Source organism: Pseudomonas sp. NPDC089569 (assembly GCF_050280625.1).
Lineage (GTDB): Bacteria > Pseudomonadota > Gammaproteobacteria > Pseudomonadales > Pseudomonadaceae > Aquipseudomonas.
Genome location: NZ_JBNNVQ010000025.1, coordinates 1 through 25808, shown reverse-complemented (window position 1 = coordinate 25808; position 25808 = coordinate 1). Strand labels below are relative to the sequence as shown.

At 60.7% G+C, this 25808-nt stretch carries 26 protein-coding genes; 15 read left to right on the top strand and 11 right to left on the bottom strand.

The window, feature by feature from the left end; genetic code table 11:
- Positions 1-130: 130 nt before the first annotated feature.
- Both ACQKP2_RS13150 and ACQKP2_RS13145 read right to left on the bottom strand, forming a co-directional pair.
- Positions 131-733, bottom strand: coding sequence for a LysE/ArgO family amino acid transporter (locus ACQKP2_RS13150; RefSeq protein ID WP_427576988.1), 603 nt, complete (start codon positions 731-733; stop codon positions 131-133).
- 5 nt (positions 734-738) lie between these two features.
- A complete protein-coding gene (locus tag ACQKP2_RS13145; RefSeq protein WP_427576987.1) occupies positions 739-1140 on the bottom strand; it encodes an ACT domain-containing protein in 402 nt (133 codons plus the stop codon).
- 96 nt (positions 1141-1236) lie between these two features.
- Here ACQKP2_RS13145 and ACQKP2_RS13140 point away from each other — a divergent pair, with 96 nt between their 5' ends.
- The 3 genes from ACQKP2_RS13140 (at position 1237) to ACQKP2_RS13130 (ending at position 4154) form a co-directional block, all read left to right on the top strand.
- Positions 1237-2130, top strand: coding sequence for a LysR family transcriptional regulator ArgP (locus ACQKP2_RS13140; RefSeq protein ID WP_427576985.1), 894 nt, complete (start codon positions 1237-1239; stop codon positions 2128-2130).
- Positions 2131-2184: 54 nt separating this feature from the next.
- Positions 2185-3177: an NAD-dependent epimerase/dehydratase family protein gene (locus tag ACQKP2_RS13135; RefSeq protein ID WP_427576983.1), complete on the top strand. Its 993-nt coding sequence runs from the start codon at positions 2185-2187 to the stop codon at positions 3175-3177.
- A gap of 104 nt (positions 3178-3281) precedes the next feature.
- Entirely contained in the window at positions 3282-4154 is an 873-nt protein-coding gene (locus ACQKP2_RS13130; protein ID WP_427576982.1) for an ATPase, read from the top strand.
- A 120-nt stretch (positions 4155-4274) separates the two neighbouring features.
- On the opposite strand, the gene ACQKP2_RS13125 is transcribed toward ACQKP2_RS13130, so the two are convergent.
- Together ACQKP2_RS13125 and pobA are read right to left on the bottom strand one after the other, a co-directional pair.
- Positions 4275-5792, bottom strand: coding sequence for an MDR family MFS transporter (locus tag ACQKP2_RS13125; protein WP_427576980.1), 1518 nt, complete (start codon positions 5790-5792; stop codon positions 4275-4277).
- A 78-nt stretch (positions 5793-5870) separates the two neighbouring features.
- Positions 5871-7055: a 4-hydroxybenzoate 3-monooxygenase gene (pobA, locus tag ACQKP2_RS13120; protein ID WP_427577045.1), complete on the bottom strand. Its 1185-nt coding sequence runs from the start codon at positions 7053-7055 to the stop codon at positions 5871-5873.
- A 190-nt stretch (positions 7056-7245) separates the two neighbouring features.
- Here pobA and ACQKP2_RS13115 point away from each other — a divergent pair, with 190 nt between their 5' ends.
- Positions 7246-8142, top strand: coding sequence for a helix-turn-helix domain-containing protein (locus tag ACQKP2_RS13115; protein ID WP_427576978.1), 897 nt, complete (start codon positions 7246-7248; stop codon positions 8140-8142).
- A 3-nt stretch (positions 8143-8145) separates the two neighbouring features.
- Here ACQKP2_RS13115 and ACQKP2_RS13110 read toward each other — a convergent pair whose 3' ends face one another.
- Positions 8146-8322 carry a hypothetical protein gene (locus ACQKP2_RS13110; protein ID WP_427576976.1) on the bottom strand — a complete coding sequence of 59 codons (177 nt, stop codon included), beginning with the start codon at positions 8320-8322 and terminating at the stop codon, positions 8146-8148.
- A 95-nt stretch (positions 8323-8417) separates the two neighbouring features.
- Positions 8418-9323, bottom strand: a complete 906-nt coding sequence (locus tag ACQKP2_RS13105) for a LysR family transcriptional regulator (RefSeq protein WP_427576974.1) — start codon at positions 9321-9323, stop codon at positions 8418-8420.
- Between the two features lie 222 nt (positions 9324-9545).
- Here ACQKP2_RS13105 and ACQKP2_RS13100 point away from each other — a divergent pair, with 222 nt between their 5' ends.
- Positions 9546-10415: an MBL fold metallo-hydrolase gene (locus tag ACQKP2_RS13100; protein ID WP_427576973.1), complete on the top strand. Its 870-nt coding sequence runs from the start codon at positions 9546-9548 to the stop codon at positions 10413-10415.
- 101 nt (positions 10416-10516) lie between these two features.
- A complete protein-coding gene (locus ACQKP2_RS13095; RefSeq protein WP_427576971.1) occupies positions 10517-11131 on the top strand; it encodes an NAD(P)-dependent oxidoreductase in 615 nt (204 codons plus the stop codon).
- Positions 11132-11288: 157 nt separating this feature from the next.
- On the opposite strand, the gene ACQKP2_RS13090 is transcribed toward ACQKP2_RS13095, so the two are convergent.
- Positions 11289-12170: a LysR substrate-binding domain-containing protein gene (locus ACQKP2_RS13090; RefSeq protein WP_427576970.1), complete on the bottom strand. Its 882-nt coding sequence runs from the start codon at positions 12168-12170 to the stop codon at positions 11289-11291.
- Between the two features lie 159 nt (positions 12171-12329).
- On the opposite strand from ACQKP2_RS13090, the gene ACQKP2_RS13085 reads away from it, so the two are divergent.
- From ACQKP2_RS13085 to ACQKP2_RS13060, 6 genes are all read left to right on the top strand, one after another.
- Positions 12330-13967: a 5-guanidino-2-oxopentanoate decarboxylase gene (locus tag ACQKP2_RS13085; protein WP_427576968.1), complete on the top strand. Its 1638-nt coding sequence runs from the start codon at positions 12330-12332 to the stop codon at positions 13965-13967.
- An 8-nt stretch (positions 13968-13975) separates the two neighbouring features.
- On the top strand, positions 13976-15424 hold the full coding sequence (locus ACQKP2_RS13080; RefSeq protein ID WP_427577043.1) for an aldehyde dehydrogenase family protein: 1449 nt from the start codon (positions 13976-13978) through the stop codon (positions 15422-15424).
- A 294-nt stretch (positions 15425-15718) separates the two neighbouring features.
- A complete protein-coding gene (locus tag ACQKP2_RS13075; protein ID WP_427576966.1) occupies positions 15719-16822 on the top strand; it encodes an extracellular solute-binding protein in 1104 nt (367 codons plus the stop codon).
- Between the two features lie 179 nt (positions 16823-17001).
- Positions 17002-17910, top strand: coding sequence for an ABC transporter permease (locus ACQKP2_RS13070; protein WP_427576964.1), 909 nt, complete (start codon positions 17002-17004; stop codon positions 17908-17910).
- Complete coding sequence (locus tag ACQKP2_RS13065) at positions 17907-18755, top strand: ABC transporter permease (protein ID WP_427576962.1); 849 nt, start codon at positions 17907-17909, stop codon at positions 18753-18755. Before ACQKP2_RS13070 ends, ACQKP2_RS13065 begins: the two co-directional genes overlap by 4 nt.
- A gap of 18 nt (positions 18756-18773) precedes the next feature.
- Entirely contained in the window at positions 18774-19829 is a 1056-nt protein-coding gene (locus ACQKP2_RS13060) for an ABC transporter ATP-binding protein (protein WP_427576961.1), read from the top strand.
- A 129-nt stretch (positions 19830-19958) separates the two neighbouring features.
- Here ACQKP2_RS13060 and ACQKP2_RS13055 read toward each other — a convergent pair whose 3' ends face one another.
- Positions 19959-20936 carry an AraC family transcriptional regulator gene (locus ACQKP2_RS13055; RefSeq protein ID WP_427576959.1) on the bottom strand — a complete coding sequence of 326 codons (978 nt, stop codon included), beginning with the start codon at positions 20934-20936 and terminating at the stop codon, positions 19959-19961.
- 336 nt (positions 20937-21272) lie between these two features.
- On the opposite strand from ACQKP2_RS13055, the gene ACQKP2_RS13050 reads away from it, so the two are divergent.
- Entirely contained in the window at positions 21273-21626 is a 354-nt protein-coding gene (locus tag ACQKP2_RS13050) for a putative quinol monooxygenase (protein ID WP_427576957.1), read from the top strand.
- 41 nt (positions 21627-21667) lie between these two features.
- Entirely contained in the window at positions 21668-21898 is a 231-nt protein-coding gene (locus ACQKP2_RS13045; RefSeq protein ID WP_427576955.1) for a hypothetical protein, read from the top strand.
- Here ACQKP2_RS13045 and ACQKP2_RS13040 read toward each other — a convergent pair whose 3' ends face one another.
- Positions 21899-22528, bottom strand: coding sequence for a flavin reductase family protein (locus ACQKP2_RS13040; RefSeq protein ID WP_427576953.1), 630 nt, complete (start codon positions 22526-22528; stop codon positions 21899-21901).
- 251 nt (positions 22529-22779) lie between these two features.
- Positions 22780-23034, bottom strand: a complete 255-nt coding sequence (locus ACQKP2_RS13035; protein WP_427576951.1) for a hypothetical protein — start codon at positions 23032-23034, stop codon at positions 22780-22782.
- Between the two features lie 350 nt (positions 23035-23384).
- Between ACQKP2_RS13035 and ACQKP2_RS13030 the strand changes: the two genes are divergently transcribed.
- On the top strand, positions 23385-24140 hold the full coding sequence (locus ACQKP2_RS13030) for a hypothetical protein (RefSeq protein ID WP_427576949.1): 756 nt from the start codon (positions 23385-23387) through the stop codon (positions 24138-24140).
- A gap of 110 nt (positions 24141-24250) precedes the next feature.
- Here the strand turns inward: ACQKP2_RS13030 and ACQKP2_RS13025 are convergent, their stop codons facing one another.
- Entirely contained in the window at positions 24251-25570 is a 1320-nt protein-coding gene (locus ACQKP2_RS13025) for an MFS transporter (RefSeq protein ID WP_427576947.1), read from the bottom strand.
- Positions 25571-25808: the final 238 nt, after the last annotated feature.

The window sequence follows — 25808 nt, the reverse complement described above, 5'->3', positions numbered from 1 at the left end:
CGGGCGGCCAGACTAGCGCCGGGGAGTTTTGTACTCTTTGCGGCGCAGGGTTCGGATCATAGCACCGGGGGTGCGGCATAACCACGCAACAACTGTGTGGAATAGAGGTTCCAGAGCCGTTTGGAATAAATCATGAAGCCAAAATCAACTGACCGGCCACGGTGAACATCATCACCGCCACTAACAAGTCGAGAATACGCCACGTACTGGGTCGTGCCAGCCACGGTGCCAGCCATGCCGCCCCCAGCGCCAGGGTGAAAAACCATAGCAACGAGGCGCTCGCCGCACCCACGACATAAGCACCGGGCACCGATTGCTGGGCGCCCAGGGAACCGATCAGCAACACCGTGTCGAGATAGACGTGGGGGTTGAGCAAGGTCACCGCCAATGCGCTGAGCATCACGGCTCGCAGTGAACGTACGGTCTGGTTTTCCCCTTGATCCAGTGTCTGTTTCGAACAGGCCCGGCGCAGTGCCTGGCTGCCATACCAGATCAGGAACGTTGCACCACCCCAACGGGCGATGGCCAGCAGGGTCGGATTCTGCGCCAGTATCGTGGCAAGGCCGAATACACCGGCGGCGACCAGTATCGCGTCGCAGGCCACGCACAGCGCCGCCACCGGCAGGTGATGCTCGCGGCGCAGGCTTTGCGCCAGTACAAAGGCGTTTTGGGTGCCGATCGCCATGATCAGCCCGAAGGCCACCAGCAGGCCGTTCACATAGCTTTGCCACATAAGGGTTACTCCGCGTTCGCAGCCAGATCGCGCAGCACCTGCATGGCGCGATCGGCGTCGGCCAGGCCGACAAACAGATGATCGTGGTAGAAGCCGGCGATCACGTTGCAACTGATCCCGGCCTTGCCCAGCGCGGTGGCGAAGGCGGCGGTAAGGCCCACGGCTTCAAGCGCCGAGTGCACGTTCAGGGTGATCCACGCGGCGACGTAATCGAAGTTCAAGCCGGCCTGCTCGGCGTGGGCGCGCTGCACAATCACGGTCAGGCCTTCCTGTTCGCGGAAGCTGCCGACGATGTCCAGGCCCGCAGGCAGGTGGCCGTCGCTCAAGGTGCAGAACACATATTCGCCGGCGTTGAGTTGCGGACTCATGCTGCGCAGCAGCGTTGCCAATGAAGTTTCGCCAGCCATTTCGGTGTTTCCTGTTCAAGAGTTCTTGCTGGCTATTCTCGGGCAGGACGCTGTATAAGAAAAACAAATAGTGCTGATCGCTCATTAGGAAAACTGATGTTCGACTATAAATTGCTTTCTGCCTTGGCCGCGGTGGTCGAGCAGGCGGGTTTCGAACGGGCCGCGCAGGTGCTGGGACTCTCGCAATCGGCCATTTCCCAGCGGATCAAGCTGCTTGAAGCGCGGGTGGGGCAACCGGTGCTGGTGCGGGGAACGCCACCTGCGCCCACCGAGATCGGTCGGCGGTTGCTCAACCATGTGCAACAGGTGCGTTTGCTCGAGCGTGATCTGCAAACCCTGGTACCGGCGCTGGATGAAGAGGGCCTGCCGGAGCGCCTGCGGATCGCGCTCAACGCCGACAGCCTGGCGACGTGGTGGGCGCAGGCCGTCGGGGATTTTTGCGCGCAGCAGCAGGTGTTGATGGACCTGATCGTCGAAGACCAGACGGTCGGCCTCAAACGCATGCGCGCAGGGGAAGTGGCGGCCTGTCTTTGTGCCAGCGAACGGCCGGTCGCCGGTGCGCGCAGCGTGTTGCTGGGGGCGATGCGCTACCGCGCCCTGGCCAGCCCGGCTTTTATCGCCCGGCATTTTCCCCAGGGTGTGCGTGCCGATCAGTTGGTCCGGACCCCGGCACTGGTGTTTGGCCCGGATGATTTCCTGCAGCATCGTTACCTGGCGTCTCTGGGTGTCGAGGGTGGATTCGAACACCATTTATGTCCTTCGTCCGAAGGCTTCATACGTCTGGCCGAGGCTGGCCTCGGCTGGGGGCTGGTGCCTGAATTGCAGGTTCACGAGCAACTGCAAAGGGGGACTTTGCTCGAACTTTTGCCAGATAAGCCCATTGATGTGCCGTTGTACTGGCATCATTGGCGCAATGGCGGTCAGTTGCTGGGGCTGCTCACCGACCAATTGGTGCATGCATCAAAGCAATGGCTGGTGCCGTTGCATTGACGGATGACGTCAAGACCTCACGCACTACGCAAAACGAAATATTCGGAGCAATACATGAAGATTCTGGTCACCGGCGCAAGCGGCTTCATCGGCGGGCGCTTTGCGCGTTTCGCCCTTGAGCAGGGCCTGGACGTGAGGGTCAACGGTCGCCGGGCCGAAGGCGTGGAGCATCTGGTTCGACGCGGCGCCGAGTTCGTCCAGGGCGACTTGAGCGATGCGCAATTCACACGCGAGCTGTGCTCCGACGTCGAGGCGGTGGTGCATTGCGCCGGTGCCGTCGGCTTGTGGGGGCGCTACCAGGACTTTCTCCAGGGTAACGTCCAGGTCACCGAGAACGTGGTCGAAGCCTGTCTCAAGCAGCGTGTGCGGCGTCTGGTGCATTTGTCATCGCCTTCGATCTACTTCGATGGTCGCGATCATCTTGGCCTGACCGAAGAGCAGGTGCCCAAGCGCTTCAGACATCCCTACGCCGCCACCAAATACCTGGCCGAGCAGAAGGTCTTCGGTGCCCAGGAGTTCGGCCTGGAAACCCTGGCCCTGCGTCCGCGTTTCGTCACCGGGGCCGGCGACATGAGCATCTTCCCGCGCCTGCTGAAAATGCAGCGCAAAGGGCGTCTGGCAATCATCGGCAATGGCCTGAACAAGGTCGATTTCACCAGTGTGCAAAACCTCAACGAAGCGCTGCTCAGCAGTCTGCTGGCCAGCGGCTCTGCCTTGGGCAAGGTATACAACATCAGCAACGGAACGCCGATTCCATTGTGGGATGTGGTCAATTACGTCATGCGCAAAATGGAAGTCCCACAGGTTACGCGCTACCGTTCCTACGGTTTGGCCTACACCGTGGCGGCGCTCAATGAAGGCGTGTGCAAGCTGTGGCCAGGCCGCCCGGAGCCGACCCTGTCGCGGCTGGGCATGCAGGTCATGAACAAAAACTTCACCCTGGACATCAGCCGCGCCCGGCATTATCTGGATTACGACCCGAAGGTCAGTCTGTGGGCTGCCCTCGATGAATTTTGCGCCTGGTGGAAAGCCCAGGACATTCGCTGAACGGCCCTGTGCTGAACCGACTTGCGGGTTGAGGGTCAATCGGTACGGCAGAGCGGGGTATACTCGTTGCATTCTGCCATCACCGATTTACATAGGTTGACTCAATGTCCATGCGTAACGATGCCAACGACGACTTCGATGATGTACCGAGCCTGCGTGCCGATAACCTCGATGACGATGACTTTCCGGTCACTGCACGCACCTCCGTGCACTCGCGGCCCGCACCGGCGGTGAAGGTCAGGAGCGCGAGCGTCGGGCCATTGTGGGCGCTGGTGGGCGCGTTGTTTTTTGCGTTCGCGGGCCTGGCCTGGTGGAGCTTTCAGCAGATTTCATTGATGGAACAGCAATTGGTGGCGACCCAGGAAAGCTTCGCGCGGATCAGCGAGGAGGCGGCGGGACGTCTGCAGGATATTTCCGGCAAGGTGGTAGCCAGTCAGACCAATGTCACCACTGACAGCGAAGCCTTGAAACTGCAAATCAGGCAGTTGGAAAGCAAACTGCAGGACCAGAGCAAAGAGCAACAAGGCGTGGCGGGTCAGGCCACGGACCTGGACAAGCGTCTGGCGCAAATGGCCGCGCAAGCCGGCGATCTGGACAAGCGCCTGGCGCAAGTCACCGCCCAGAACACCGAGTACCAGAACACCAACACTCAATTGCAAGCGCAGGTCAAAACCCTGGGCAGTGAACTGGCCGCACTGAAAAGCGCTCCGGCGGATACCGACAAGTTCGATGCGCAGTTGAAGAGCCTGGGTGCCGACATTACTGCGCTGAAGAAGCAAGGCAACCCGAACGCTGCCATCGAGCGTCTGGAGCAGGACGTGGTGGTGCTCAAGAGCGTGCAGGACAATCGCCCGGCGGCTCAGGGATCGACCAATACCGCGGAGTTCGACGCTTTCCGGGGCCAGATTACCCGCAACATCAATACCCTTCAGGCGCAGATCCAGAACCTGCAGCAACAGTTGCGTGCCCGGCAGTAGGCCGTAAACGCCTTCGCTGTAGGAGCGAGGCTTGCCCGCGAACGAGACGCTGTGGTGTCCCTGATACACCGCGTCATCGTTCTTCGCCGGCGAGCCTGGCTCCTACAGCGAAGGCCGCGATTACCGAACCTTGTCCTCACGCCCGCGCAACAACTGGTTCGGCATGGCGATCGCTGCCGCCAGCCCCAGCAGCGATACCGCTGCGCTGACCATCAGCAAATGCCGGAAGGTCAGCAGCAGCTCCGCGCGCAAGGCATCCTGCGCATCCCCTGGCGCAGCGTTCAGGCCGTCGAGCAGAACATTCCCCGAATGGCCCTCGGCAATCAATGTCGAGCCGGCCAGATGGGAGAAACTCGAATCCTGCAGCAGCGCCAGCAACAAGGCGGACATCAACGCCACACCCACTGCACCACCCAGGGAACGGAACAGGTTGGTGGTGCTGGTGGCGACACCGATGTCGCGTTGCGCCACCGCATTCTGCGTGCCCACCAGCGAGGTCGGGAACTGCATGCCCGAAGCGATTCCGCTGAGCAACATGAACAGGCTGCTCAGCAAGAATGCCTGGGGTGGAATCATTGCCATGCCGACAATCGAAACCGGCATCAGCAAGGCACCGGTGAGGATCACGGGTTTGTAGCGTCCGGTCACGGACGTACGGCGTCCGGCGAAATACGCGCCGATGGGCAGGCCCATGGCCAGCGGCAGCAAGTGCAGGGCGGCGCTGTCGGCCCCGGCACCGGTCACGCTCTGGAAGCGCAACGGCATCAGGACGATCAGGGAAATCGCCTGGAAACTGGTGAAGAAAATCGTGCACCAGCACAGGATCGCGTTGCGGTTGGCGAACAGGTGCATGGGCAGCAACGGTTCCCGCGCCCGCCGCTCATGCGCGACAAACAGCGCCAGCACCACCACCGCGCCGGCAAACAATCCCGACACTTGGGCGCTACGCCACGAATAGCCCTGGCCGACTTGAGTGATACCCAGCAGCAATGCCGTCAGGCCGATGATCATCAACAGGGTGCCCAGGTAATCGATGACCGGCTTGCGTTGCGGAATCGGCAGCCCCAGCAGATTGCGATTGGCCACCAGCCATGCGCCAAGTCCCAGCGGCAGATTGATCAGGAACACCCAGCGCCAGGACAGGTATTCGGTCATGTACCCGCCGAGCACCGGGCCGGCCACGCTGGCCATCGCATACATGCTGCTGAAGTAGCCCTGATAGCGACCCCGCTCGCGTGGCGGCACGATGTCGCCGATGATCGCCTGGCTGACCGAAATCATTCCGCCTGCGCCGATGCCCTGGAAAATCCGCGCCAGCACCAGTTGTTCCATGCTCTGGGCCATGCCGCAAAACAACGACGCCAGGGTGAACAGGGCCATACCGAACAGCATCAACTTGCGTCGCCCGTACAGGTCGCCCAGTTTGCCGTAGATCGGCACCGCCACCGTCATTGCCACCATGTAACCGGAAATCACCCAGGCCAGCAGGCTGAGGTCCTTGAACTGTGCGGAAATGGCCGGCATCGACACGGCGACGATGGTCTGGTCCAGTGCGCCGAGAAAGATCGCCAGCATCAAGGCGATCAACACGCTGCGGATGGCGGGTCTGGACGTTTCAGTCTGGTTGAGGTTGGTCACGGGAAAACCTGCGGGCAGTGAGGGGCCCGCAGGCCGAAAGGCGAGCGGGCATGCTCACCATCTTAAGTCGATAGCAGGCTATTCGATAGTCTCATAAGGAAGACCGACGTAATTTTCTGCAATGGTTTTTCGACCCGCCTCGGAGTCGATGAAATACTCCAGCTCCGACTCGGCAATGCGCTGGCTGAAGGCGTCGTGCTCCTCGAAACGATGCAGCATCGAGGTCATCCACCAGGAGAACCGCTCGGCCTTCCACACTCGGCGCAGGCAGATTTGAGAGTACTTTTCCAGCAGATCGACGCGGCCTTCGCGGTAAACCTTCAACAGGATATTGAACAGCGTGCTGACGTCGCTCGCCGCCAGGTTCAAGCCCTTGGCGCCAGTGGGCGGAACAATGTGGGCCGCGTCACCGAGCAGAAACAGGCGCCCGTACTGCATGGGTTCAACCACGAAACTGCGCAGAGGCGCGATGCTTTTCTCGATGGACGGACCGGTCACCAGTTTTTCGCCCAGGGAAGCCGGCAAGCGGCTTTTGAGTTCATCCCAGAAGCGCTGATCGGACCAGTCCTCGACTTTTTCATCGGCGGGCACCTGCAGGTAATACCGGGTGCGTGTGCTCGAGCGCATGCTGCACAGGGCAAACCCGCGTTCGTGGCGGGCGTAGACCAGCTCCTCATGGACCGGCGGGGTGTCGGCCAGAATCCCCAGCCAGCCAAATGGATAGACCCGTTCGAACACCTTCAGGCAGTCGGCGGGAATCGATTGCCGTGCCACACCATGGAAACCATCACAACCGGCGATGTAGTCGCAATCGAGGCGGTACGGCTCGCCGTCCTTTTCAAAGGTGATGAACGTTTCGTCGGTTTTCATACCATGGGGCACGACGTTGACGGCTTCATAAAGGGTCCGTGCACCGGCCTCCCGACGAGCGGCCATCAGGTCACGGGTGACCTCGGTCTGGCCATATACCATCACGGTTTTGCCACCGGTGAGCGCTTGCAGATCGATGTGTACCTGGCGCCCGTCGAGCGCCAGTTCGAAGCCGCTGTGGACCAGCCCTTCGGCGTCCATGCGCTGACCCACTCCGGCCTGGCGCAACAGCTCTACCATGCCCTGTTCAAGCACGCCTGCGCGGATGCGCCCGAGCACATATTCCGGTGTCTGGCGTTCGAGAATCAGGGTGTCGATGCCGGCGTTGTGCAGCAATTGACCGAGCAGAAGACCGGAGGGGCCGGCGCCAATGATGGCGATTTGGGTTTTCAGCATTTTCATTGTTTTTATGACTCGCAAGCGCCACACGACCAGAGTCGGTGAGTGATTTTTATGGTTCGAGTGCTTGCATTTTTCACTTGCGGGTCTGTCAATTGAAGGTGAAAACTGAGCCGATCTCTGTACATTCTGCCAATCGGTGCGATTATCGACCGTCATCTCTCCTGAGGCCTGGATTGAAGTGATGAACAAGCCTGACCTGCCTTCGATTCCAGTGTTCAAGCTCTACGGTGAAAGCCTGGATTGGCCGACCCCGGACTTGCTGCACTGCGAAACCATCTCCAAACGCAGTCGCGAACATCAATGGGAAATCAAACCTCACCGCCACGCCGATTTATGTCAGTTGCTCTTCGTATTCAAAGGTCAGGCAGAGCTTGAAATCGAAGGTCAGCGCACGCAATTGAGCGAACCTGCAATCCAGATCCTGCCACCGCTGTCGGTGCACGGTTTCCGTTTTTCCGAAGACGTCGAGGGGTTTGTGGTGACCCTGGCCGCGCCGCTGGTTGCTCACCTGCAGGCGCAACTGGGGCATTCGGTGAGCGCCCTGGCCCAGGCCGAGAGTTACCTTGCCGGTAAAGATGCCGATTACCTGTACAGTCTTTTTTGTGCGTTGCAGAACGAATACACCGGCCATCAACCGGCCCGCGAAATGCTCATGCATTCACTGGTCAGCGTGATCATGGTGTGGGTCAGTCGCCAGGTGATGCAGCGGCGTTCGGCCATGCAACGACCACAGCGTGCCCGTGAATACCTCAACGGTTTCATTCAACTGGTGGAGGAGACCTATCGCCAGCACGTCAAGGTCGAGGACCTGGCCCATCGCCTGGGCATCTCCGTGTCCCACCTCAATGGCACCTGTCGCGAACTGGCCGGGCAACCGGCGTTGCAGATCATGCACGAGCGGCAGTTGCTGGAGGCCAAGCGCTTGCTGACCTACACCAGCATGACCATTTATGAAATGTCCGACGTGTTGGGGTTTTCCGATCCGACCAACTTCACCCGCCTGTTCCGACGCCGGGTGGGGATTTCTCCCAAGGCCTTTCGCGACCGCTTGAAGGCCGATCAGGACAACCGCACCTGATCGTCAGCGCAGGGCGTTGAGGGTGGCATTGTGCGGGATGCAATGCTCGAAATTGCAACTGGCAAACTCACGGGGCAGGTTGCGTAACTGCTCCACGCGCCAGGCTGCGACGCCATACAACCCGAGCGTGACCGCGCAGGTGATGAAGATAGCAAGGTACCTTCTTGTTCTGATGTTCATGGCGTACACCTCTGAACGAATACCCTCGGGTATTACCTAGAGCATAGGTCACGGAGGTGCAGCTGCAAGCCTGAAGCTTGAAGCTTGAATCTGCCTCAAAGACCCACATCCCACTCAGGCTCTTGCGGAAATCTTTCCACCAGAAAATCCAGCAGGCAGCGCAGCGCCGTCGGCATGTGCTTGCGTGAGGCGTACACCGCGTACACGTTCATCTGCCGTGGCTCGGCCCTGGGCAGCAGGCGCACCAGTTCGCCACTGTGGATGTGCTTGCCTGCCTGATACGTCGGCAGCATCGCCACGCCGGCACCGGCCATGGCCGCGCGCAGCAGTGTGCTGGCTTCGTTGGCGCTGATGTTGCCCTGCACCGGCACCGAGACTTCTTCACCGTCCTGTTCGAAATGCCACAGGCTTTTGCCGAAGTAGGAGTGGGTGAGGCAGTTGTGCCCGCTCAAGTCCTCGACACGTTGTGGCATGGGGTGTTCGCGCAGGTACGCGGCAGAGGCGCAGATCACCGAGCGGCACACCGTCAGTCGGCGGGCGATCAGGTTCGGGTCCAGATCATTGCTGGTGCGGATCGCCAGATCGATGCGTTCGTCCACCAGGTTGACCGTGCGATCGAGCATCTGCATGTCGATGCTGACGCCTGGGTAGCGCTTGACGAAAGACGCCATGGCATCGGCCAGTTGTGCCTGGCCAAACGAGGTGCTGACGCTGATCCGCAACTGGCCGCGCGGTGTATCGTCCGGCTCGCTGACGGCGGCTTGCATATCGGTGGACAGATCGAGCATCTGCCTGCATCGCGGCAGGATCTCGTTACCGGCGGCGGTCAGGCTCAACTTGCGCGTAGTGCGGTGCATCAGGCGTGCGCCGACCCAGTCTTCCAGTTCCGCCAGATACCGGGAAACCACCGGCCGTGACAGCTCCAGATGATCGGCGGCCGCCGACTGGCTGCCGAGGTCGACCACCGTGACGAACACTCGCATTGCTTGCAGACGATCCATGATTTGCCCGATATCAGAAACAAACTATGTCAAAGCATCGCATTTTTTGTACCGATACAAGCAACTAATCTCTGCCGCATCCCAACCCTGTGGGAGCGAGCAAGCTCGCGATGGTGGCCCAGACAACGCGGGCATTCAGGTACCCCGCGTTATCGTTCACGACCATCGCGAGCTTGCTCGCTCCTACAGGGAGACGTGTGTTTTCGGACTATGGAGTAAACAATGATCGGCTTTACCTCGCTCAAACGTGTATTGCTGGCGGCAGCGATGACTTTCGCTGGTCACGCCAGCGCTTCGACGCTGACGCTGGATGTCTACAATCCCGGTGAAAAAGCCATCTTCCCGGTGACCTCGGTGCTGGTCAGCGGTGAGAAAGAGGCGATTCTGGTGGACGCGCAGTTCGGCAAGTCCCAGGCCGAGCAGGTGGTGGAAAAAATCCGCGCCAGCGGCAAGCAACTGACCACCATCTACATCAGCCACGGTGACCCGGATTACTACTTCGGCCTCGACACGCTGACCGCTGCATTCCCCAAGGCCAAAGTGCTGGCCTCGCAGCCGACAGTCGACCACATCAAGCAGACCGTCGCCGGCAAACTGGCGTTCTGGGGGCCGAAAATGGGGGCCGATGTACCGGCCAAAACCATCGTGCCGGACGTGCTCGAGGGCGACAGTCTGATCCTCGAGGGGCAGAAACTGCAGGTCGTCGGCCTGCAGGGCAACCAACCGGATCGCAGTTTTGTGTGGATTCCATCGATCAAAGCCGTGGTCGGCGGTGTGGTCGTGGCGCAGAACATCCATGTGTGGATGGCCGATACACAGACCCCGCAATCGCATGCCGACTGGTTGGCTACGCTGCATGCCATCGAAACCCTGAAACCGAAAACCGTCGTGCCGGGGCATTACCTCGGTGACAGCACACTGTCCGCCGTGCAGTTCACCGCGGATTACATCAAGGCTTTCGACGAAGAAACCGCCCGGGCCAGCGACTCCGCCGCACTGATCGCGGCGATGAAAAAACGCTTCCCGACACTGGGCGAAGCAAGTTCGCTGGAACTGAGTGCCAAAGTCGCCAAGGGCGAAATGAAGTGGTAACCCGTGTTCCCTGAAGCGGAACGCGGAGCGTCCCTGGCGGCATTCCCACGCGGAGCGTGGAAACGATCAATTCGATACAGTCCAACCCACTGGAGAACCCCATGAGCAAAATCGCAATCATCGGTGCAACCGGTCGTGCCGGTAGCCAACTGCTGGAAGAAGCCCTGCGTCGCGGTCACAGCGTCACGGCCATCGCCCGTGATACTTCGAAGATCGGCCAGCGTGAAGGTGTGACCACGCGTAATGTCGATGCCCTCGATGCGGCAGCCTTGCAAGCGGCCGTCGTCGGCCATGACGTGGTGATCAGCGCGGCGCATTTCGCGACACTGCCGGCCAGCGCCGTCACCGGCCCGGTGAAAGGCGCCGGAGTCAAACGCTTGCTGGTGGTGGGCGGTGCCGGTTCGTTGCTGCTGCCTGACGGCACCCGTGTGATCGACAGTCCGGGCTTTCCGCCCGAATACAAGGCCGAGGCGGGTGCCGGTGCCGAATTCCTCGCCAACCTGCGTCAGGAACAGGTGCTGGACTGGAGCTTCCTGTCACCCTCGGCAGAGTTTGTCGAAGGTCCGCGGACAGGCGCGTTCCGTATCGGCCAGGACGATTTGCTGGTGAGCAGTGAAGGGCGCAGTTGGATCACCTTCGCCGACTATGCGATTGCGATGCTGGATGAAGTCGAAGTGCCGAAGCATTCGCGGCAGCGGTTCACCGTCGGCTACTGACACCACAACCCTGTAGGAGCGAGCAAGCTCGCGATGGACGTTAACGATGACGCGGGGCATCTGACAGCCAACGTCGTCCTTGCGGCCATCGCGAGCATGCTCGCTCCTACAGGTATCAGATCGTTCCCACGCGGAGCGTGGGAACGATCTATCTGGCTTACCGAGACTGCGCCTGCTCCACCAGCCACCCCATCAATTCGCGCAACTTCGGTGAGGGGCCGGGTTTTTCCGGGAACACCAGGTAATACGCCAGTCCGGTTTTCACCTTCAGCTCAAAGGGCATGACCAGCCGTCCGGCGCTCAGGTCATCGCCAATCAACGACCAGTCGCCGATGGCCACACCGGTGCCTTGGGACGCCATCGACATCGCCAGGTCCAGTGTTTCGAAATGCTGGCCCTTGCCGACATTGCTCAAGTTCACATCCGCAGCTTTCAGCCAGGCCTTCCAGTCCCGTTCATCGCGGGTCGGGTGAAGCAGCAGGTGCTGTTGCAGATCAGCCGGGTTTTGCAGGGGCATCGGCCCTTCCAGCATGGGGCGCGAGCACACGGGCGTCAGTTGCTCATCGAACAGTTTCTGCGACATCAGCAAGTTGTCCGGCGGTGCACCGTACATCACCGCGGCATCGAACTGTTCACGATGAAAATCCACGCCATGCTTGACCGTCGTGGTCAGTTCCACCGGTACGTCCGGGCGTTCCTTTTGCCACTGCAACAGCCGCGGCAACAGCCAGCGCATGACGCAGGTCGGGGCCTTGAGTTGCAGGGTCTCGCGCTTCTCGCCGATTTGCTCCACGGCCTCGTCGATCAGGCCGAAAATCTGCTGGACCCGTGGCAGCCACTCCTTGCCTTCGGCGGTCAGGTCGAGACCGCGGGCCTGGCGAATGAACAGCTCATAACCCAGATGATCTTCCAGCCCGGCGATCTGCCGGCTCACTGCACCCTGGGTGATGTGCAGTTGCTCGGCGGCCCGGGTGAAATTGCAGCACTGCGCGGTAATCAGGAAGGTGTGCAGCGCCGGCAGGGGAGGCAGTCGTTTCATTGGGATCCAAGGTATGACGTGAGGACATGGCTAGTATGACTATTTATCCATTGTTGCGGCTACGTGTCGCCCGTTCCAATGAGGCCATCCCTGGACCTGCGAATCCATCATAAACACTGCGCAGGCCCGGCGTCTCAACCGAACAAGAAGGGCAATGACATGGCGACGTGTGGCGAAGTATTGGTCAAGTTACTCGAAAACTACGGAGTCGAGCAGGTGTTCGGCATTCCCGGGGTTCATACCGTGGAGCTGTATCGCGGGCTGGCCCGTTCGAGCATCAACCACGTCACGCCGCGTCACGAACAAGGCGCCGGCTTCATGGCCGACGGCTATGCCCGTACCAGCGGCAAACCGGGTGTGTGCTTCATCATCACCGGCCCGGGCATGACCAACATCACCACCGCCATGGGCCAGGCCTATGCCGACTCGATCCCGATGCTGGTGATTTCCAGCGTCCAGACCCGTAACCAGTTGGGCGGTGGTCGCGGCAAGCTGCACGAGCTGCCGAACCAGAGCGCGCTGGTCGCCGGCGTGGCGGCGTTCTCTCACACCCTGATGTCCGCATCCGAATTGCCGGACGTGCTGGCCCGCGCGTTCGCACTGTTCCAGGCCGGTCGTCCGCGTCCGGTGCACATCGAAATCCCGTTGGACGTTCTGGTTGAAGAAGCCGATGACCTGCTCGCCAGCGTCCCGGTCAATATCGACCGCGCGGGTGCTTCGCCGACCGCGGTTTCGCGCATGACTGATCTGCTGGCCGACGCCAAGCGTCCGCTGATTCTGGCCGGTGGCGGTGCCATCGACGCTGCTGGCGAACTGACCGAACTGGCTGAATTGCTGGATGCGCCGGTGGCATTGACCATCAACGCAAAAGGCATGCTCGAATCCGCGCACCCGCTGCTGATCGGCTCGACCCAGAGCCTGGTCGCCACCCGTGCGCTGGTCGCCGAAGCCGACGTCGTTCTGGCCATCGGTACAGAACTGGCCGAGACCGACTACGACGTCACCTTCAAGGGTGGCTTCGAGATTCCCGGCAAACTGCTGCGTATCGACATCGACGCGGACCAGACCGTACGCAACTACCCGCCGCACGTGGCGCTGGTGGCCGACTCGCGCAACGCCGCACAGGCCTTGCTCAGCGCGCTGTCGCACAAAACGCTGGCCGCACGTGGCAGCGATTGGGGCCATGTACGTGCCACCCGCCTGCGTGAAGAGCTCGCCGGTACCTGGGATGAGCCGACCCTGGCCCAGACCTGCTTCCTGGAAACCGTTTTGCGCGAATTGCCGGATGCGGTATTCGTCGGCGACTCGACCCAGCCTGTGTACACCGGCAACCTGACATTCAACCCTGAGCGTCCGCGTCGCTGGTTCAACTCGTCCACCGGCTACGGCACCCTCGGTTATGCCTTGCCGGCGGCAATCGGCGCCTGGCTGGGTGGCAGCATCGACAACGGTGCGCGTCCACCGGTGGTCTGCCTGATCGGCGATGGTGGCCTGCAATTCACCCTGCCGGAACTGGCCAGTGCCGTTGAAGCGCGTACACCGGTGATCGTGCTGCTGTGGAACAACCAGGGCTACGAAGAGATCAAGAAGTACATGGTCAACCGCGCCATCGAACCGGTCGGCGTGGACATCTACACCCCGGACTTCATCACCGTGGCCAAGGCCCTGGGTTGCGCCGCACAGGCCGCCAGCGACGTTGACTCGTTGCGCAGCGCCCTGCGCGCCGCCGCCGATCGCCAGGGCCCGACCCTGATTGAAATCGATCAGACGGCGTGGACCAAGGCGGTGTCGAAATGAGTGCTTCCCTGACACTACCGACCACGCTGGACGGCCTGTACATCGACGGCCAATGGTCTGCCGGCAATGAGCACCTGCGTGTGATCAACCCGGCGACCGAAGCGCTGCTGACCACGGTCGTGGGCGGTGATGAGCTGGCGGTGGAAAAAGCCGTCGACGCGGCGACACGCGCGTTTGCCGACTGGTCGAAAACCACCGGCGCCGAGCGCGGTGCCATCCTGCGCAAAATCGCCGCCGGCGTGCAGGCCAGCCGTGATCGCTTGATGCAGCTGCAGTCCAGCAACAACGGCAAGCCACAGTTCGAAGCGGCCATCGACGTCGACGACGTGATCGCCACGTTCGAGTACTACGCCGGGCTGGCCGAAGGGCTCGATGCCAAGCAAGACAGCGCCATCGAGTTGCCGAGCGACGATTTCAGCGCACGCCTGCGCCGCGAGCCTTGCGGCGTGGTCGGCCTGATCGTGCCGTGGAACTTCCCGATGGTCACCACCGCATGGAAACTCGCCCCGGCCCTGGCCGCCGGTTGCTGTGTGGTGCTCAAGCCTTCGGAAGTGACACCGCTGCCGGAGTTGGAACTGGCCGGCATCATCGCCGCTGCCGGTCTGCCGGCCGGCGTCTTCAACCTGGTCTGCGGGACTGGACTGGCGGTGGGCGCGCCACTGTCGGCGGACCCGCGCATCGCCAAGATTTCCTTCACCGGCAGCAACGCGGTGGGCGTGCAGGTCATGCAGCGTGCGGCGGAATCCGTCAAGGGCGTGAGCCTGGAACTGGGCGGCAAGTCTTCGCTGGTGGTGTTGGCCGATGCCGATATCGAACTGGCGGTCGAGGTGGCTTGCGGCGGCGGTTTCTTCAACGCCGGGCAGATGTGCTCCGCAACCAGCCGCGTGCTGGTCGCCGATGAACTGTTCGATGATTTCATCGCACGCCTCAAAAGCCGTGCCGAGGCGATTCGCGTGGCCGATCCGTTCGACCCGAACGTGGAAATGGGCGCACTGGTCAACCAGGCGCAATACCAGCGCGTGCTCGGTCATATCGACCGTGGCCTGAGCGCCGGTGCCACGCTGGTTTGCGGCGGCAATCGCCCCGCCGACCTGTCGCGCGGATATTTCTTGCAGCCGACGGTGTTCACCGACGTGCCCCTGGACAGTGCGCTGTGGTGTGAAGAGATTTTCGGCCCGGTCATTTGCGTGCGCCGTTTCACCTCGGAAGCCGAGGCGATTGCCCTGGCCAACGACAGCCAGTTCGGCCTGGTCGCCAGTGTGGTCACGCGCAATGCCGAGACGGCTGATCGCGTCGCCAACGCCTTGCAGGCAGGGCTTGTATGGATCAACGCGCCGCAGGTGATCTTCCCGCAGACCGCCTGGGGTGGCTACAAGCAGAGCAGCATCGGCCGCGAATTGGGCCCGTGGGGCTTGCAGGCTTTCCAGGAAATCAAACACGTGATTCGCGCTGTCTGACACACCCCTGTAGGAGCGAGCACGCTCGCGATGGACGTTAACGATAACGCGGGGCATCAGACAGCCAACGTCGTCCTTGCGACCATCGCGAGCTTGCTCGCTCCTACAAAGAGGCATGCGCCAGCGTCATGGCTTCGATGAGTTTTTATCGATAGTCAGGTGCTGTGCACGACCTCAGGATGAACTCGCCGGCTCAGTAAAACCCCCGAAAACAGGAGGTGTAACGCTGAACCGGCCGAGCGGATGCAACAGTTTTGAGCTGCCTTATACCTACAAAAACAAAGGGAGTCCGTAATGGGCGATCATGATCTGAACAGACGTCAATTCATCAAGACCGTAGGTGTAGCCTCGGTTGCGGCAGCGGCCATGAGCATGCCGTTCATCAAGGCCAATGCCAGCGATACACGCTTTGCCGGCAAGACACTGAAGTTGCTGACCTGGTCCGATGACACCGGCCTGGCGGCACTGCGCAACATCGCCGCAACGTTCGAAGACAAGTACGGCTGCAAGGTCGTCGCCGACCGCACCGGCAGTACTTCGGAAATGGTCGCCAAACTGAAGGCCGGCGGTGATCGTCCGCAGTACGACATCATCACCCTGGCAGGCGTCGGCGCCGAAGGTCTGGCCGCCGCCAACCTGCTGGAAAAACCCGACCTCAACCGCATTCCCAACATCGTCGACGTGCCGGAGAAATACCGCACCGGCGCCAACGGCCACGGCATCGGTTACCTGCTGTGGTGCAACAGCCTGGTCTACAGCACCCGCACCCAGAAAGTCGCGCCGGACAGCTATGCCTCCCTGTGGGACGCCGAGCTTGCTCCGAACATCTTCCTGCCGCCGCCGAACTGGACCGAGGCCATGGACCTGATCATCATCGCCGCCAAACTGGCAGGTGGTGACGAGCACAACATCGAGCCTGGCTTCAAGAAACTCGCCGAGCTCAAGGACCGCGTGGTGACTCTGGGTGAAAACCCGAACCAGATCGCCGAGCTGTTCCGCACCGGCTCCCTGGACATGGGCGGCCTGTACGCGCCAGCCTTCTTCCCGAAACAGATCCGCGATCCGAACTACGGTCTGAGCGCAACCTTTGGCATGAAAGAAGGTTTCTACACCGACTTGATGCAATCGGTCATGCCGAAAAACCGTCCGGGCGATACCGACATGGCATACGCCTTCATCAACCACTCTCTGGACCCGCTGGTGCAGGGCAAGATGGCCGAAGACATCTACAACGGTCCGGTCAACGCCAAGGCGATCATCTCCGCCGAAGCGCGCAAGAGCCCTTACATCCTCACGCCGGAGCAGATCGCCGAGAAGGCGATCATGCACGACAACGCCTTCCTGGCCACCGTGCATGACCAGTGGATTCGTCGTTACACGGAAATCTTTTCTTCCTGATCTGGATCTTCAAGGCACTGCATAACCCTGTGGGAGCGGGCTTGCCCGCGATGATGGCCTTCCTGTCGATGATGATGTGACTGACAGATCGCTATCGCGGGCAAGCCCGCTCCCACAAGAGTCGCAGTGACCTGAAGGCTTGTGTTTGTCAGCTGTTTTCCATTGACGAGACCCTTGCTATGGAACACCAACCTCTTGCCCATCCGGTGAGTGCCGTACCCGTGCGCGCCGAACGCGGTGTTTCGCCGACGACGCGTGCCTGGCTTTTCCTCACACCGTCGATGCTGTTCCTGGGCGTGCTGATTGCCGCCAGTCTGTTGGTCCTGCGCATGAGCGTGGGCACCAAGGGCGCGGAATGGACCGGTTTCAGCCTGGCCAGCTATGCCCAATTGCTGGAACCCTACTACCTCAAATCCCTGCTGCTGACCCTGCGCCTGGCGCTGATCAGTGCAGTGATCGCAGTGATCCTGGCGATCCCGGTCGCCTACACCATGTCGCGCCTGACCTCGCCATTGGTGCGACGGATTTTCCTCGCCGCGGTATTGCTGCCGTTGCTGGTCAACCTGCTGCTGCAAAGCTACGGCTGGCTGGTGATTCTCGGCCCCGGCGGCATGCTCAACCAGACCCTGATGGGCCTGGGCCTGATCAAGCGTCCGCTGATGCTGTTGTACAACCAGAACGGCGTGCTGATGGGCCTGGTGCAAACCGCTTTCCCGCTGGCCGTGTTGCCGATTGCCAGCGCCATGCGCGGCGTTGCCCGCAGCTATGAAGAAGCCGCGGCCACCCTCGGCGCCAGTCGCTTGCAGGTGTTCCGTCAGGTGGTCTTGCCGATGAGCATGCCGGGGATCATTACCGGTGCGACGCTGGTGTTCGCCTACAACGCCAGCAGTTTCGTGGTGCCGCTGCTGCTTGGCGGCCGGCGCGTGCCGATGCTGGCGGTGATGGTGCATGACCAGATCGCTCCGCTGATGAACTGGCCCAACGCTTCAGCTGCCGGTGTGGTGCTGATTGTCACCACCCTGGCGATCATGACTTTGTCCGAATACATCACCGGCCGTCGCCGGCGCATGCTGGAGGCTTCGCAATGAGTACCCTGATCAAGAAGCGCCAGTCGCTGTTGCCGGGTGAGACCGGCAAGTTCGCCGGCATACTTTCCGGCTTCATCCTGCTGTTGGCGGTATTGCCGATCCTGACCATGATCGTGATGTCGTTCAGCGGTGCGTCGAACCTCGACTTCCCGCCGAGCAGCTACAGCCTGCAATGGTACAAGGCCGCCTGGCACACGTTCGTGTCGCCGGATGCCAGCGATGTCCTGAGTCTTGGCCAGGCCATGACCACCAGCCTGCTGGTGTCGTGCATGACCATGATCTTCGCCACGCTGATCGCCGTGCCGGCCGCTTATGCGCTGACCCGTTGCGAGTTCCGCGGCAAGGCGGTGGCGCTGCAATTGATGTCGTTGCCACTGGTGTTCCCGATGGTGGTGCTGGGCCTGGCCTTGCTGCTGGTGTTCGACAGCCTGCCGTTCCACATGACCACCTCGCGGCTGGTGATTGCCCACGTGATCCTGGCGCTGCCGTTCGTGGTGAAAAACTGCACCGCGGCGATGTTGTCCATCGGCAGCGAAGTCGAAGAGGCTGCGCAGATGCTCGGCGCTTCTCCGCTGCGGGCGATTGTCGATGTGGTCGTGCCGCTGATGAAGTCGGGGATTCTAGCGGGCATGCTGCTGGCGTTCATCGTCTCGTTCAACGAATTCACCGTGACCTACTTCCTCTACACCATCGACGTCATGACCGTGCCGATCTGGATGTACAGCCGCACCGTGTCTTCGCTCGACCCAACCGTGTTCTCGTTTGCCGTGCTGATCGTGCTGATCGACTTCGTCCTGATCTGGGCGTTGGAGAAGCTGGTCGGTGAAGGCGGCGTTTCGTTCTGATTTCTTGAGGTAATTCAAATGTCTGGTCTGATTCTGGAAAACGTCGAGAAACATTACGGCTCGGCCTGTGCGGTGAAGAATGTGAACCTGCATTTGCCCGAGGGCAAACTGGTGTGTTTCCTCGGCCCTTCGGGGTGCGGCAAAACCACGTTGTTGCGCATGATCGCGGGGCTCGAAACCCTGACCGGAGGCGAGATTCGCCTGGACGGGGAAGACATCGGCAATACCCCGGCGCACCTGCGTAACTTCGGCATGGTGTTCCAGTCCCTGGCACTGTTCCCGCACATGACCGTGGGCGAGAACATCGCCTATCCACTGAAGCTGCGCGGGGTCAGCAAGGCTGACCAGCAGGCGCGGGTGGTGGAGCTGCTGGACCTGATTCAACTGCGACCGATGATCGATCGCCCTGTGGCAAAACTCTCCGGCGGCCAGCGTCAGCGCGTGGCGATTGCCCGGGCGATTGCCTCGCACCCCAAGATCCTGCTGCTCGACGAGCCGCTGTCGGCGCTGGACGCCAAGCTGCGCGAATCGATGCAGGTGGAAATCCGTCAGCTGCAACAACGCCTGAACATCACCACCATCATGGTGACCCACGACCAGCGCGAGGCCATGACCATGGCCGATATCGTCGTCGTGTTGGGTGAGCACCGGATACAACAGGTGGGCACGCCGATCGAAATCTATCGCCACCCGGCCAACGAATTCGTGGCGGACTTCATCGGTTCGGGCAACATCTTCCCGGCCACGGCGATGGGCAACGGCAAGGTCAGCCTGCCGGGCGGTGACGCGCTGGACGTGCCGATCTGCAGCAGCATTGTGGTGGGGGAGAAGGTGAAGATGCTGATTCGCCCGGAAGACCTGCAACTGTCGGCACCCCAGGCCACGGCGGGCAACCGCTTGCTGGGCAAGGTGACCTTCGTGCGCGATATCGGCGCGACCATCGAGACGACGGTCGAGTGTTCGGGCATTTCCTTTACCACGCTGAGCACGCCGTGCCAGGACATCGGCCTGAGCATCGGTAATCCGGTGTCGGTGACCTTGCCGGCAGAAGCGTGCCGCGTACTGGGCGCCTGATCAGGAATTGATGGTGGCCTCGCTGGCCCCATCGCTGGCAAGCCAGCTCCCACAGTGTTCGGTGGTGTTCACAAAACCTGTGGGAGCTGGCTTGCCAGCGATGAGGCCGGTGCGAACAAAAAAATTCAGCTAGACCGACAACCGCAACCGCGCCAGATCCCGCAGCGGCGGTGCCCCGAACAATCGGCTGTACTCACGGCTGAATTGCGAAGGGCTTTCATACCCCACTCGATACCCGGCGACCGAGGCTTCCAGCCCTTCGGCCAGCATCAGGCGTCGCGCTTCCTGCAGGCGCAGTTGCTTCTGATATTGCAACGGACTCATCGCCGTCATCGCCTTGAAGCGGTGATGCAGCGTCGACACGCTCAAGTTCACTTCCCTGGCCAGGTCATCGATGCGCAGCGGCTGCTCGAAGTTGCCGTTGAGCCACTTGATCGCCTGGCTGATGCGGTGGCTCTGGCTGTTGGCAATGGCGATCTCGTACAGCCGATGGCCCTGTTTGCTGCGCAGCAGGCGATAGAGGATTTCCCGCCGGATCAGCGGCGCGAGCATGGCGATGTCTTTCGGGGTATCGAGCAAGCGTGCCAGGCGCACTACTGCATCGAGCATGGCGGCATCCAGGCGCTCCACATACAGTCCACGCCCGGTCGGGCGAGTCGGCACCCCCAGAGGTCCGGCATCGGCGATCAATGCGGTAATTTCCGCCGGGTCGATGTCCAGGCGCACGGCGAGGATCGGCTCCTGCGCCGAGACATTCACCACCCGCCCACTGAGCGGCATGGAAACCGAGACCACCAGGTAATTGAGCGGGTCGTAATTGAAGTACTCATCGGCCAGCCGAACTTCCTTGCGTCCCTGGGCCATGATGCACAGCGCCGGTTGTGCAAGCACGGGTGCAAAGTCGTGGTTCTGACTGTGGCGCGACATGAACAACGAGTCGACGGCGGTAGCATAGTTGCCATCTTCGGCGGTATTACGCCGGATGATCGCTGCCAGTTCTGCGCGCTGCTTCTCCATGTCGGCTTCCTGCGCGGCTTGCAGCGGGTCCTGCAGCGGGTGCTGCTGCAATTCCTGCTGCAATTCCTGATAGTGATCGAGTGACGACATGCCAGGCATCCTCGTTAACGTATGGCTAATGGAGCGAGCTTAAGTTTGTGCAAGCCACAGCGGTAGACACATCCTGCCTGATGCTTGCCTGATTCTGCACGGCAACGCCTTCATGCCCCGACGAAGCAGGGCGCAGAAGGCAGAACTTGCTTGAAACTCGTGTTGCAGGACGGTGACAGCGTTTTACACATTTTTACAAGCTGGCCCTGCACGCTCGCAGAAATGTGCAATTCACCGGCAGGAATCGACTAACGAACAAGGTCTGCCGGCCATTAATCTTTGATCCTGTCGCAGCCTGTCCCTCGGCTGCCACGCAACTCCCCCGGAGGGTTGAACATGTCAAAGCAGATCCCCGTCAGTCATATGGCTTTTGTCCGGGCGCGCGCCGGGCGTTCGCAGGAGCTGGGTGTGCGCCTGAGCGCACTGATCGAACCATCCAACGCTGCACCCGGCTGTCTGAATTTTGCCTTGCAGCATTCGCAATGCGATCCGCAGCTGTGGCTGGTGTCCGGTTTCTGGGTCAATCAGCAGTCAATGACCGCCTATTTCAGTACGCCGGCCATGGAGATTTTTGCCGAGTTGGTGCAGGAACTGGTAGTCGATAGCCTGGATTTCCATACCTTCAAGGATGTATCGGCGGCACAGGCTCTTGGCCAGTCAGGGGTTGCGGTACACAAACTGGCCGGTTGAGGGTTTAATGGCGGCATTCTCAACCAGCCAGGATGCGCGACATGGCACGTAAAGCCTTTGATCACTTTGAAGCAGTTTCCGCTGTAGTTCCGGGCGAGGGTGGTTACCACGCCGCTATCGCCGTCAAGGCACTGGGTGGTTTCGGTGCCCCGCGTTTTCACAAGGTTCTGGAAGGCCAGACCTTCAAGACCGCCCATGAGGCCGATGAGGCCGCCGCCAAAGAGCTGACCCGTCTCAAGGACGTCAAGGAAGACACCGATCTGCTCTGGTGATTACCTGGCCGCCCCCGGGCGGTACATCTTGAACAATGCCTCAGGCCCCAGCTGGAAATAGTCCGCCGGCCCGCCGCCGCGCAGAATCGGTTCTGCCGCGGCGGTGTCGTAAATCCCGTCCTTCAACAGCCACTTGGCGATATGCACGGCGACCACTTCGCCAAGAATCAGCCAGCTCGGCACTGTATTTCCGTCGGCCCGCTGCAACTGGATGATCTGCGTGACCTTACACTCGAAGGACACCGGACTTTCAGCGACCCGTGGCACCGAAATGATTTTCGAGGCAATCGGGGTCAGCCCCGACAGTTCGAACTCGTCGACCTCAGGCGCGACCATGGCGCAGCTCTGATTCATTTGCTCGGCCAGTGGCCGGGTGGCCAGGTTCCAGGCGAATTCGCCGGTCCGTTCGATGTTGTTCAGGCTGTCTTTGCGTCCGATGCTGGAAAAACCAATGATCGGCGGAATGTAGTTGAAGGCGTTGAAGAAACTGTAGGGCGCCAGATTCAGGTGACCGTTGCCATCCTGTGAGGAGATCCAGCCAATGGGGCGCGGGCCGACGATCGCGTTGAACGGATCGTGGGGCAGGCCATGGCCGTTGGCGGGTTCGTAGTAGTGGATGTCGTCCGACATGAGGCAATCCTGGAGTTTCGTAAGTCGTTCATGGTGCAAGGCCGGGCAACATTTTGCCAGTGATCAATCTCCCTGTAGGAGCGAGCACGCTCGCGATGGACGTTAACGATGACGCGGGCAGTCTGGTTTCCCGCGGTGTCCTTGCGTCCATCGTCGGAACGCCGCCCGGAGCGTGCTCGCTCCTACAGTTTTTTGCCCTCCAGAAATGACCAAGCCCGGCCTAAGCCGGGCTTTGGTGTCACTTGCATGGATCAGCTAATGGAAGCGCCATCGGTGCGGTCGTAGCCATCGGCAGCGATGGTGGCTGAGCCTGTGCGGTCGTAGCCGTCTGCAGCGACGGTTGAACCGCCAGTACGGTCGTAGCCATCGGCGGCGACGGTGGCTGAGCCGGTGCGATCATAGCCGTCTGCTGCCACGGCAGAACCGGTGCGGTCGAAACCGTCGGCGGCAAAGGAGTTGGCAGCCAGTACGGTGAGTGCCAGGGCAAGGAACAGTTTGGTTTTCATTTTCGTATCTCCAGATTCGTTGGCGTTCTGTGTCTTGGTCATGGGTTCTATGCTACGCCAATTAAGCTGATTAAAAAGCGCAAAATAATGCTACAAATAATCGATTAATTTGATGTTAACGCCATCGAGCCTTTCCGCTTTCAGGGTTTGAGTGAGCGCATCAGCGTTAATCGATCAGGCAGTTTCAGAATGGGGGAAGCGCATTAACCCGTGATTAATCCGCTCTTTTGCTTGTGTGACAGAATTTTCATCTAGTGCTTACCCAATTTTCACTGCCTCATCTCCAGTCTGCGCACCGCCGAATAACCGGAAGGAAAATGCGTTTCATGAACACTGGAGCTTCATCTCCGATGAATAAATTGCCTCAAATCACCTTGGCGTTCTGGGTGATGAAAATATGTGCGACCACCCTGGGGGAAACCGCAGGTGACCTGCTGTCGATGACACTCAATGTCGGTTATGCCGTCAGCTCGCTGATTCTGATCAGCGTGTTCGTGCTGACATTGATCACTCAACTGATGTCGAAAACCTACAAGCCGGTGCTGTATTGGATCGTGATCCTGTCGACCAGCACGGCGGGCACCACCATGTCCGACTTCATGGACCGCACCCTCGGACTGGGCTATGCCAGCGGCTCGATGATCCTGATTGCGATTTTGCTGGGTATCTTCGCGGCCTGGCGCCTGAGCGGCGACTCGCTGAATGTGACCAAGGTCCAGAGCTTTCGCGGCGAGATGTTTTACTGGATGGCGATCCTGTTTTCCAACACCCTGGGTACGGCGCTTGGCGACTACCTGGCTGACGATTCGGGGCTCGGCTTTGCCGGTGGCGCGTTGTTGATCGGCTCGACCATTGCCGTGGTGGTCCTGCTCAAGTACCTCACCCGGATTTCGTCGGTCGTGCTGTTCTGGGTGGCCTTCGTGCTGACCCGTCCCTTCGGCGCAACCCTGGGTGATTTCCTGACCAAGCCTCATGAGAAGGGTGGACTGGATTTCGGCACCATTGGTTCGTCGTTGGTACTGGCGGGGATTCTGGTGGTGTTGATCGGCGGCGCTTCGATTGCGCAAAACAAGTTCGGCAAGCGCGAGGCTGCGCAACTTTCCTGATAGACCGAGTCGAGGCCTTCGCGGGCAAGCCTCGCTCCTACGGTATGTAGTGCCTGTAGGAGCGAGGCTTGCCCGCGAAGAGGCCCGTAAAGCCAGTGGTGATTTGCCGGTCAGTCAGTGACAATCCGCGAATGCTTGCGGGTGTCTTTCATGGTGATGTACACCAGCAAGGACACTGCAATGCACGCGGTGACGTACCAGTAGTAGCCGGTTTCCATGCCGATGCTCTTGAACCACAGGGCAATGTATTCCGCGGTGCCGCCGAAGACCGACACGGTCAGTGCGTACGGCAGGCCCACGCCCAGGGCGCGGATTTCCGTCGGGAACAGTTCCGCTTTCACCACGGCGTTGATCGAGGTGTAGCCGCTGACGATGATCAGCGCCGCCATGATCAGGAAGAACGCGCCCCACCAGGTGGTGATGGTGTGCAGGGTGGTGAGAATCGGTACGGTGAACAGCGTGCCCAGAATGCCGAAGGCGATCAGGATCGGGCGACGGCCGATCTTGTCCGACAGGCCGCCGATGACCGGTTGCAGGCACATGAACAGGAACAGCGTGGCGGCGGAAATGGTGGTGGAGTCGGAAATGCTCATGCCGACGGTGTTCACCAGGTATTTCTGCATGTAGGTGGTGTAGGTGTAGAACGCCAGGGTGCCGCCCATGGTCAGGCCGACCACGGTCAACAGCTCTTTTGGATGGCGCAGCAAGGTGCGCATCGCGCTTTCCTTGGCCTTTTCCTTCTTGGTGAACGACTCGGTTTCTTCCATCCCGCGACGCAGGTACAAAGCGACCACGGCACACAGCGCGCCGATGGCGAACGGAATGCGCCAGCCCCAGGCATACAGCTCCTCGGTGGTCAGCAGTTGTTGCAGCACGATCAGTACGCCCAAGGCGATGAGCTGGCCGGAAATCAGGGTCACGTACTGGAAGCTGGAGTAGAAGCCGCGACGCTCCTTGGTCGCCATCTCGCTGAGGTAAGTGGCCGAGGTGCCGTATTCGCCGCCGACGGACAAGCCTTGCAGCAAGCGGGCGAACACCAGCAGGATCGGCGCGCCGATGCCGATGATCTCGTAGCCCGGGCTCAGGGCGATCAGCAGTGAGCCGAAGCACATCAGGTAGACCGAGGCCATCAGCGCTTTCTTGCGTCCGACCTTGTCGGCGTACAGGCCCATCAGCCAGCCCCCGATCGGTCGCATCAGGAAGCCCACGGCGAAGATTGCAGCGGTGTTCAGCAGTTGTGCGGTGGTGTCGCCCTTGGGGAAAAAGGTCTTGGCGAAGTACAGCGAGAAAGCGGCATAGACGTACCAGTCATACCACTCGACCATGTTGCCGACGGAGCCGCTGAAGATCGACTTGATGCGGCTGGAGGTGGTTCGTTCTTCTGTCGGCACGGCAGCCGACCCACGGGGCAGGGCGTTGGAGTTATCCATTGAAGGATCCTTCGTTTAATTGTTTTTGTGGAGCGTGATTAAACGCAGCCTGCGGGGCCTATAGCAGGAGCTGTGCCAACGGGGAGAGGGCCGGTTTAGAGGGGTTTGGCAATATTGATGAGCGGAAATCCGCTTATTGGAGGCAGGGGGTATAGGCGGATTTCCGCGCATTGCGGGCACTGAGTGTAGGAGCGAGGCTTGCCCGCGCACGAACATTAAACGGGCACACCACCCCGCT